The following is a 9,882-nucleotide window of genomic DNA, read 5'->3' as shown; positions in this document are numbered from 1 at the left end:
TTTTGGGTTAAAGTTTGGAGCCAAAATATCTATACTAATTAAAAATTATAAATATAATTTTTAATTAGTATAGATATTTTGGCTCCAAACTTTAACCCAAAAATCATAAACTTTAAACATGAAAGCTAAAACTTTAAACATGAAAGCTAAAACTTTAACCTAATTTTTCAAGAAAACGTAAATTTTAACCATAAAAATCAAAAACTTAAAAATTGGAGGAAAAAGTTTACAAACACGATTAATAAAAATCAACATATATTATATAATTATAATAATATTAATATTATTAACTTTTGCAAACTAAAAAAGGAGGCTTAACAAATATTCAATTCCCAAACGAAATTAAAGCATTTAAACGTACTACTACTACTACTAAAGACTCAAATGCCACTACTAATATAGATAATCCACCCCATATCACAACTATCTTGAAAATAGAAAAACAAAATAACGGAAACATTATTATTACTGAAGCAAATACAAAAATAGCAGAAATTCAAAAAGACAAAATTTATAGCTTTAAAGAGGCGATTGAATACGGGGGTATCTTTAGCGTAAAAGATACTAGAACAAACCAAAATAAACAAAATAGCCATGATTTTAATGATTCTATTCTTGTATCAAGTTATAGAAACTATGTACGTTTTAGCCCGTCTGTTATTACTAATATATCAACAGATAATAATACAACTATTTATACTCATTTAAAAGAAACATACACGATGAAAGAAGACGATTTATTAAGAATAGCTAATAGCTTATAAAAACCCAAAATTAAAAATTAGAAATATAACAAGAATGTCATTTTTTTAAAAAAATTGTCCCTTAATTTGCAATTATTTTTCTGATTATTTGTATTTTTTATTCAATGCATTATTATTATATGTATAAAATTTATAGTTTTATTTTCAGCTTGTTGTATTTATAAAATTTAGATATTAAGTACACCAATAAGGCACTACATTATTTACAATTCATACAAACAATAATGACATATACACTTAAGTATAAAATATTATAAAATAATAAAATGTATGAGTGCTAATAAAGCTTATAAGTACAAAATATATCCCAACGTTAATCAAAAGAAATATTTTTTAAAAGTATTTAGATGCGTAAGATTTTTGTATAACAAAATGTTAAGTGATAAGAAAGATTATTATGAAAAAATAAACAAAGTCTTATTACTTATCCAAGTAAATATAAAGAAGAATTTTCATTCTTAAAGGAAGTTAATAGTTTAGCTCTTTATAATACCCAACTTGACTTAAATTATGCGTATAGTAATTTTTTTAGAGAAATTAAAAAAGGAAATAAAACACAAGGATTTCCTAAATATAAAAGCAAGAAAAATAGGCAAACTTTTAGAACTAATAATCAAAAAAATTCAATAAGAATAGAAAATAATTATATAAAGTTGCCCAAAATAGGATTTGTAAAGTTAGCTTTACATAGGAATATTAAGAGTAATGAAGTTGTTAAAAATGTAGTATTAGAAAAAGATACCGATGATAAATATTACATTTCAGTAGCAGTTGAGTACTTAGATGCTAAAAATAACAATAAAACTAAAGATAATAAAAAAGAGGCGATTGGTATTGACATAAGTATGAGGCACTTTCTAGTAAGTAGTGAAGGTGAGAAAACCAATCATCCTAAATATTTACTAAAAAATGAACGCAAACTCAAGAAATACCAAAGAAAACTATCAAAAAAACAAAAAGGTTCTGTTAATAGAGCTAAATCTAGATTAAGAGTTGCCAAGTTGCATAGGAAAATTTCAAACCAAAGAAAAGATTTTTTACATAAATTATCTTATTATTTTGTAGCTAATTATAAAAATATAGCAATAGAAAACTTATCAATTAAAGGCATGCAAAAAGGAATGTTTAGCAAAAGTATTAATGATTTAGGATGGCATGAGTTTGTAAGACAATTATCATATAAATCAGAGTGGTACGGATCCTATTTACATAAAGTTGATAGATATTTTTCATCAAGCAAGCTATGCAACAAGTGCCACATTAAAAATACAACTCTGAAATTAAGTGATACTAGGTGGACTTGTAGGAGTTGTAACACTTTGCATGATAGAGATATAAATGCAGCTCTAAATCTTAAAGCTTATTATTATAAGGAAATAAAAACTAAGGCAAGAACTGCCTGAAATAAAGCTTGTGGACCATGCTCTAGTGGATGACCGTTATTGTAGAACCTAAAAAGCTATCATGGGATGAAACAAGAAGCTATTTCTATAATCTTTAATTTAGAAATAGCAGTTCACTTCTTGTATTTCAATTCCCGACACACTTTTAACAAATAATAACAAAGAAGTTAATTCTTCTCTCTTTTTTTATTCATATAAGCTAACCAAGCCCAAACCAAAAACAAGAAGTAGAAATTAAATTTTTAATATCAAATAAGTTTTATTATTAATTGAAAATAATATTAAATTGATATATTATTTTTTTATATTAAAATTAATAAGTATTAAATTTAATATAAAAGGAGAACATTTTGAAAAAAAATAAATTAAATATCGTTAAGCTTAACATTATTACAGCAATATTAACATCAATTTGTATATCATGTGCACCTCTTGACAACGTTAATCCAAACAAGCTAAAAAGCCATACCAATCCTAGAAAGCTAAAAAAAACAAAAAGCCATACCAATTCAAAAAATCTAGCAGAAAATAATCAAAATCTTAAAAATGAATCTCAAAATCCAAAATATTCAAATCAAAACTCTCAAGAAAAAATCTTACTCTCAAAATTAGAAAAAATTGATAAAGATCTGAAAGATCAAAAAAAACAAGAAGATATACAAATAGCTAATATTGATGCACAAGATGATTTTCTAGAAACTTTTAAACTTCAACAAGATGAGGTTTTTATGCACATTACAAAAATGATATTAAAAAGAATAATTTACTCATCCTTAAATTACGAAAAAGAAAAAATATTGCTATTAAAAGAAATTCTTGAAAAACTTGATAACAATGCGCAAAACCGAAAAATAGCTCGTACGTTTCTTGAAACATCTAGAGATATTCAGCTTCTAATAGAAAAAATACATTCAATCAACATAGAAGATATAAGCAAAAAAGAAGCCGAAAAGCTACTAGAAAATAGGGAACGTAGTTTAAAAGCAAAACAAAATTTTGCAAAAACATTAAGCGCAACCATTGACGCTTATAGTAAAGATTTCAACAACCTTAAAACCAATCTAAAAAATCTAGCAACTCACATAAAAGATAAATACTACCATATTTCTCTTTATCTAACCGAATAAATAAGTCTATTAAACTGCTATTTCTAAATCAAAGATTATAGAAATAGCTTCTTGTTTCATCCCATGATAGCTTTTTAGGTTCTACAATAACGGTCATCCACTAGAGCATGGTCCACAAGCTTTACTTCAGGCAGTTCTTGCCTTAGTTTTTATTTCCTTATAATAATAAGCTTTAAGATTTAGAGCTGCATTTATATTTCTGTCATACAAAGTGTTACAACTCCTGCAAGTCCACCTAGTATCACTTAATTCCAGAGTTGTATTTTTAATGTGGCACTTGCTGCATAGCTTGCTTAATGGACAATATCTATCAACTTTATGTAAATAAGATCCGTACCACTCTGATTTATATGATAATTGCCTTACAAGCTCATGCCATCCTAAATCATTAATACTTTTGCTAAACATTCCTTTTTGCATGCCTTTAATTGATAAGTTTTCTATTGCTATATTTTTATAATTAGCTACAAAATAATAAAATAATTTATGTAAAAAATCTTTTATTTGGTTTGAAATTTTCCTATGCAACTTGGCAACTCTTAATCTAGATTTAGCTCTCTTAACAGAACCTTTTTGTTTTTTTGATAGTTTTCTTTGGTATTTCTTGAGTTTGCGTTCATTTTTTAGTAAATATTTAGGATGATTGGTTTTCTCACCTTCACTACTTACTAGAAAGTGCCTCATACTCATGTCAATACCAACCGCCTCTTTTTTATTATCTTTAGTTTTATTGTTATTTTTAGCATCTAAGTACTCAACTGCTACTGAAATGTAATATTTATCATCGGTATCTTTTTCTATTACTACATTTTTAACAACTTCATTACTCTTAATATTCCTATGTAGAGCTAACTTTACAAATCCTATTTTGGGCAACTTTATATAATTATTTTCTATTCTTATTGAATTTTTTTGATTATTAGTTCTAAAAGTTTGCCTATTTTTCTTGCTTTTATATTTAGGAAATCCTTGTGTTTTATTTCCTTTTTTAATTTCTCTAAAAAAATTACTATACGCAGAATTTAAGTCAAGTTGGGCATTACAAAGAGCTAAACTATTAACTTCCTTTAAGAATGAAAATTCTTCTTTATATTTACTTGGATAAGTAATAAGACTTTGTTTATTTTTTCATAATAATCTTTCTTATCACTTAACATTTTGTTATACAAAAATCTTACACATCTAAATACTTTGGAAAAATATTTCTTTTGATTAACGTTGGGATATATTTTATACTTATAAGCTTTATTAGCACTCATACATTTTATTATTTTATAATATTTTATACTTAAGTGTATATGTCACACAAACTAACTTTTAATAATCACTGCGTATATTCTCTATTAATTATCACCTAATATTAGTTACTAAATATAGGCATAAATGCATAAATGCCGAGCTTTCATTTTCTCTTTACCAAATAATACTTAATATATGTTCTTTATGGAAAATAACCCTTAATGAATTCAACCATGATAAGGATCATATTCATTTACTACTAGAATTTACCCCCAATATTCAACCTTCTAAATTTATCAATAATCTAAAAACAGTATCTTCAAGGCTTATAAGGAAAAAATACTCTACTTATTTAGATAAATATTATTGGAAACCTTATTTTTGGTCTGGAAGTTATTGTCTTATTTCTACTGGAGGAGCTTCTATTGATATCATCAAAAAATATATTCAAAATCAAAATAAATCTATCTATTAACAAATTCATTGATTTAGAAAAAAGTTAAAAGATAAGCTTAATATTGAGTAATAAATAAAGTTTTCTTTTATGGAATAATAATAACAATGAAATACACTTATATAAATCAACTTAATTTTATTTTATATACTAGGACAACTAAGGGGTATAAATCTTATGTATAAGAGATTTGTATTTATATTTTATGTGATTTGTTTTGTTGTAAGTTGTGATGCGTTAAAAAATAATAAAAACAATGATCAAAACCGCTTATTACAAGATGTAGAAAGTATGAATTTAAAATTGGATTGGAAAAGTAATCTTGGACTTAGTAATGAAGAGCTTGATACAATAACTTTTTTTGTCAACGCGTTAAAAAGTGAATTGCCAAAGGCACATACTGGTGCGGCTCATTTTAATATTTATTTAAAAGGAGATATATCTCAAATAGAAGATTATGTTAAAAGGTTTTTATTCAAACTAAAAGATAAGGGAAAAGTTAAAGAACTGATTAGCTATATTAAATATGGTAGAGATAATCAACCCAATGTAGAGGGTAGAGATGAACAACTTGGGATAGATGCTAAGGAGCATTATAGGATAGAAAGTAGGCTTGCTGGTGTTTTTGATAATTATTTTATGTTTTTAAATCCCCCCCCTCCCCCTCAATCTCTTCAAGAGAATAGTGAAGAACTAAGTCCTGGCCCTCCCCCTCCTCCTACTATTAATGGTGATGCTGAAGATATGACGTTAAATGACATTAAAAATGTATGTTATAAGTTTAGAGGTTCACATTAACTAATACAATATATTTTTAGTAATGCTATTTTTGCTGCTTTTTGGAGAAGAATATTTACTTATTGTTAAATAAAAATCTATTAATTCAACTCTTTTAAAGAAGTGATCATAAAAAGTAATTTTTTTTTGTTTTAGAAAAAGTTTTATGACTTTCTAAAAAGGTGGAGAAAAGAATATAATGAGCAATTTATTCACTTCTTTTAATATTTGGAGATAATTACAACCATAATAAGTACAGAAAAATATATGATACATTAATTATTAAAAGATATTCGAATTAATATTAATGTTAATTATGGCACCATTAGCTTATAATTACACATGCAACTTGTTTATTTTATATTCTGTTTGGTTTAATTATGAGAATTATTTTACACAAAAACACCAAAATCTCCTAATTTTAATTTTAAAGATTTTCTTATGCTTTTGAATTGTTGATCAAAAGTAGACCTTATAAAAACCTCATCAAAATCATTTTCATCATAGTCTTCAAACATAGATAATAAAGATAAGATAGAATGATTTTTTTGTATTAAAGAAGAAACCTATGTTTGTAATTTCATAGAAATGAAATATCTTTGCATTAAGCAACTATGAATTTATAAATATTCTCACAGGAGAAGATATGAAAAAAAATATTTTGGCAAAATACATATTAATATTAGTAAGTTTATTATCATGTAATATAAGTGACCCTAATGAATTAGGAAACAAAAAAACAGAAAAAAAGGGAGGTGGGGGTGTTTTAGGCTTTATAGAGAAAATTCAAGAAGAAAGTATAGAAGGTGTTAAACAACATATAGAAAAAAGAGAAAAACAAACGATGCAGACGGCTTCTATAAAACCTGTTAATGTAAATAGAAATTTTCTATATTATCCTCAAGAAGAAATAGCAATAAAAGAAGGAGCGTTAATTCCAAGTACTAATGAAGAAAAAAGAGTAGATAAAGCAATTAGCGATGGGCGTCTTGAATTTGATAAATTAGTTTATGACGAAAATAAGCTTAAAAATGAATTTGAGCAATTAGAATCTAGTTTTAATAACGTTTATGATAAAATCTTAAAACTTAAAGATGCAATACAAACAGAGGCACATATTGTAGGAAGAATAAACCATATAATAAAAACAAGACCTGAAAAAAGAGAATATCAGAATAGAGTAAGGCAGAATCAGTCAGAAGAACGAGCTCTAATTAATTTGTTCAATCAATTATTAGAAAAGAGAGGCGATATTGAGGAACTTCATACTCAATTAGATAGCGGACTTAGTGAAAGAGCATCTGCAAAATACTTTTTTGAGCAATCCCAAAAAACTTTAAAAGATGCCATTACTCAGAGAGTAAAAAGCGAACATAGAAGTTGGTCAAGAAGAACATATGGTGGTAATTTGACAAGAAAGGCAAATCGTGAAATAGATAATGCTTTAGAACAATTAAAAACTTCTTCTTCTAAGATAATTAAAGCAATGGAAATAAAGGAAAGGATAGAACAACTTCTTCAAGAAGTAAAATCTTTTCTAGCTTCTTCAAGAAGCAAAATCTGCTTTCATGAGATAGATTTGTAATTTTTTAAAGATAGAAAAATAAAAAAATATATTTAATAAGACTAATATTTAAATTTAAAGCTTTCCTTTAAAAGAAAGCTTTTTATAATTTTATTTAAATAATGAATAGCTTGATACATTAATTTTAATATTCTCTTTTTTAAAGAATTTTAAAATAAATATTAAAATTATATGCACTACTGATATATATTTTTAGTAATTCATCTTTTAATAGAATTTAAAATATAAAAATATATTGGGGGGATTTTATTAAAGAAAAACCATAAAGATAGGGTCAAAGAATAAAGCATTCAATAAAAAAATTTTCAAGATTATTAAAAATTGGATACTGCTCTAGAAGCAGTATCCTTAATACATTTAATACCCATATTCAAAAAAATAATTGTTTTTTTATTGCTAAGTCTATTGATACAGACATATTCCAAAAATATCTCGATACATTAAAAAAAAAATAAAAGTTACAACCACCTTACTACCAAAATAACCTATAAATATATAAGTTTATCCAAATACTATTTTTACTAAACTTTTAAAAGCTTAATTTAAGCGCGCAGCATTACAATTTTAATTATCTTTTACAAAAGCAAGTATTTAAACTTATAATTCTTTTGTTCAATAAAATTTAATTTTATTGAATATCATTATTATTTAATTTTTATGCATGTGTTTATATATTAATTTTATAAGGATAATATTTAATACCTTTAGTTGATTTTTTTAAAATCTATTTATATCTTTCATTATTAATTCTTCCTTATTTATTATTTTTAAACACAATATCGATTTAATCCTTATCGTCATTATTAAAGAGCCTTAAAAATTAATCAAAACATTATAAAACTTCTGGCAATGAAAATATTATTATGATTATTACAATAACCTATATTCAATACAGTAAAATATTATATTAAGTATAAATTGATAATAATTATTATATTATATTAATACTGCATTATATTAAGTATTATACTTTAAGTAAGGAAAGTATTTATAAAATATCATATAATTGCAAGCATGTTTGTCTTTTTATTTTTAATTGCCTGTAACCCAGATTTTAACACTAATCAAAAAGATATAAAGTCTCATTCTAGCAAAAAAAGACTAAAATCCAATAAGCAAAAATTAAAACCTAAAAAAGAAGTAACCCAAAATCAAGAAGTAACCCAAAATCAAGAAGTAACCCAAAATCAAGAAGTAACCCAAAATCAAAGAATGAAAAAAACGCTGCTTAATGATCTAAAAAATTTAATAGAAACGGCTAGCGCAGATAGAGAAAAATATGTAAAAAAATTAGAAGAAGAACCTGCGAACCAATATGGAATATTGGCTTTCAAAGAATTGTTTTGGCCAACATCACCAAATGAAGATATAGCTGATAATACTGAAAGATCTAAAAAATATAGAAAATACGTTTATTGCACCTTAAATGCTATCGATACCAATAAATTAAAGGAACTTTCAGAAATCATACTGTTGTCAGCCCAAACAGGCGCCCTATTTAACATCTTTAAGGAATTAGGAAATACTATTGACGACGTGATTGTTGGCCTATATTCTAAAAAAGACGCTCTAAACAAACTAGAGATTTTAGACTTAGAGAATCTTAAAAATTCATTTGAAAAATTATTATCTACAAAAACAATCGTCTCAGAAATGTTAAGCCAACTTTTATTAGATTATCTAAATGATAAAAATCTTATAAAAAGAGATAACACTAATCTTAAATTTCACGTACATACACTCTTAAAACAAATTGTAAAAAAAAGTGAAGAAACAGAAAAGCCAAAAAGTGAAATAATTTCAATATGCGACCTTTAAGGTATGTATTAAAATTATAATAATGCAATAATAAAGCCTATCTTTAATAAAAAGTAAGCTTTACCTTTTAAATAAAAATTACAAACTTATTTCACCTATAATTTACATAAACTTTGGGTGAAATAAGTTTGCCAAATTGATTTATTGGGGTTTATACTTCTTTACGATATCTATAGAAACTCCTCCAGTAAAACTAAGATAATAATCTTCATGTTAAAAATAAGATTTAAATTCCTTATTAAAGAGGCACTTTTACAAACTTCCCCCTGACTAACACAATAGCTATAAAGCTGCACTTAAACCTACAAATATAGGTTTAAATTAAAAGCCTTTGCAATTAATTATGAGCAAAGAATTCTTTTATTTTTTTGATAAAATTAATCATTTTGATTTTGTCTTGCAAGATGAATGGGTTTTACTATAGGAATTTGAAACATTGGTTTCTCTAGAAGAATAAGAACGCCTTATGCCATTATTTACATCTAATTTAATTTGAGAATTTTGAATTCTAGCTTCATTTTCACTTAAACATCCATAATTCAAATTATCTAGATATTTCTTTTCTAAATTAGAAATATCATCCATTTTATTTTCAGCATCATTGCTTGATAAATCACAGCCTAATACCAATAAGAAGGCTGATATTGTAGATAATAATGAAATAGCAAATTTTTTATTCATAAATCCATTCTCCTTCGATTTTTATAATTAAAAG

8 protein-coding genes and 2 pseudogenes are annotated in these 9,882 nt (G+C 25.2%); 7 read left to right on the top strand and 3 right to left on the bottom strand.

What is annotated here, in order from left to right:
* Positions 1-293: 293 nt before the first annotated feature.
* The 3 genes and pseudogenes from HNP63_RS04820 to HNP63_RS04810 all read left to right on the top strand — a co-directional run bounded on the left by HNP63_RS04820 (position 294) and on the right by HNP63_RS04810 (position 3,294).
* On the top strand, positions 294-764 hold the full coding sequence (locus HNP63_RS04820; RefSeq protein WP_235685147.1) for a hypothetical protein: 471 nt from the start codon (positions 294-296) through the stop codon (positions 762-764).
* Between the two features lie 270 nt (positions 765-1,034).
* A pseudogene (locus HNP63_RS04815) lies at positions 1,035-2,167 on the top strand (RNA-guided endonuclease InsQ/TnpB family protein).
* Between the two features lie 350 nt (positions 2,168-2,517).
* Positions 2,518-3,294, top strand: coding sequence for a complement regulator-acquiring protein (locus tag HNP63_RS04810; protein ID WP_012666197.1), 777 nt, complete (start codon positions 2,518-2,520; stop codon positions 3,292-3,294).
* Between the two features lie 126 nt (positions 3,295-3,420).
* On the opposite strand, the pseudogene HNP63_RS04805 reads toward HNP63_RS04810, so the two are convergent.
* Positions 3,421-4,553 (bottom strand): annotated as a pseudogene (locus tag HNP63_RS04805) (RNA-guided endonuclease InsQ/TnpB family protein).
* Positions 4,554-4,621: 68 nt separating this feature from the next.
* Between HNP63_RS04805 and tnpA the strand changes: the two are divergent.
* Together tnpA and HNP63_RS04795 are read left to right on the top strand one after the other, a co-directional pair.
* Positions 4,622-5,008 (top strand): IS200/IS605 family transposase, encoded by a 387-nt coding sequence (gene tnpA / locus HNP63_RS07070; protein WP_080942776.1) that lies wholly within the window; start codon positions 4,622-4,624, stop codon positions 5,006-5,008.
* Positions 5,009-5,164: 156 nt separating this feature from the next.
* Positions 5,165-5,785, top strand: a complete 621-nt coding sequence (locus HNP63_RS04795) for a hypothetical protein (protein WP_221244548.1) — start codon at positions 5,165-5,167, stop codon at positions 5,783-5,785.
* A gap of 371 nt (positions 5,786-6,156) precedes the next feature.
* On the opposite strand, the gene HNP63_RS07065 is transcribed toward HNP63_RS04795, so the two are convergent.
* Entirely contained in the window at positions 6,157-6,282 is a 126-nt protein-coding gene (locus tag HNP63_RS07065; protein WP_011704001.1) for a hypothetical protein, read from the bottom strand.
* A 128-nt stretch (positions 6,283-6,410) separates the two neighbouring features.
* On the opposite strand from HNP63_RS07065, the gene HNP63_RS04790 reads away from it, so the two are divergent.
* Positions 6,411-7,349: a P12 family lipoprotein gene (locus HNP63_RS04790; protein WP_183227339.1), complete on the top strand. Its 939-nt coding sequence runs from the start codon at positions 6,411-6,413 to the stop codon at positions 7,347-7,349.
* 990 nt (positions 7,350-8,339) lie between these two features.
* Positions 8,340-9,167, top strand: a complete 828-nt coding sequence (locus tag HNP63_RS04785; protein WP_183227347.1) for a virulence associated lipoprotein — start codon at positions 8,340-8,342, stop codon at positions 9,165-9,167.
* A gap of 381 nt (positions 9,168-9,548) precedes the next feature.
* On the opposite strand, the gene HNP63_RS04780 is transcribed toward HNP63_RS04785, so the two are convergent.
* On the bottom strand, positions 9,549-9,848 hold the full coding sequence (locus tag HNP63_RS04780) for a DUF5425 family lipoprotein (protein ID WP_011703998.1): 300 nt from the start codon (positions 9,846-9,848) through the stop codon (positions 9,549-9,551).
* Between the last annotated feature and the right edge of the window lie 34 nt (positions 9,849-9,882).

It is taken from the genome of Borreliella afzelii (assembly GCF_014202295.1).
GTDB classification, from domain to species: domain Bacteria; phylum Spirochaetota; class Spirochaetia; order Borreliales; family Borreliaceae; genus Borreliella; species Borreliella afzelii.
This window is presented reverse-complemented; position numbering and strand designations above follow the sequence as displayed.

What these genes read in the sequence shown, in the direction of transcription:
- HNP63_RS04790 (WP_183227339.1), top strand. Translation starts at nt 6,411, where the DNA reads ATGAAAAAAAATATTTTGGCAAAATACATATTAATATTAGTAAGTTTA.
- HNP63_RS07065 (WP_011704001.1), bottom strand. Translation starts at nt 6,282, where the DNA reads ATGTTTGAAGACTATGATGAAAATGATTTTGATGAGGTTTTTATAAGG.
- HNP63_RS04780 (WP_011703998.1), bottom strand. Translation starts at nt 9,848, where the DNA reads ATGAATAAAAAATTTGCTATTTCATTATTATCTACAATATCAGCCTTC.
- HNP63_RS04795 (WP_221244548.1), top strand. Translation starts at nt 5,165, where the DNA reads ATGTATAAGAGATTTGTATTTATATTTTATGTGATTTGTTTTGTTGTA.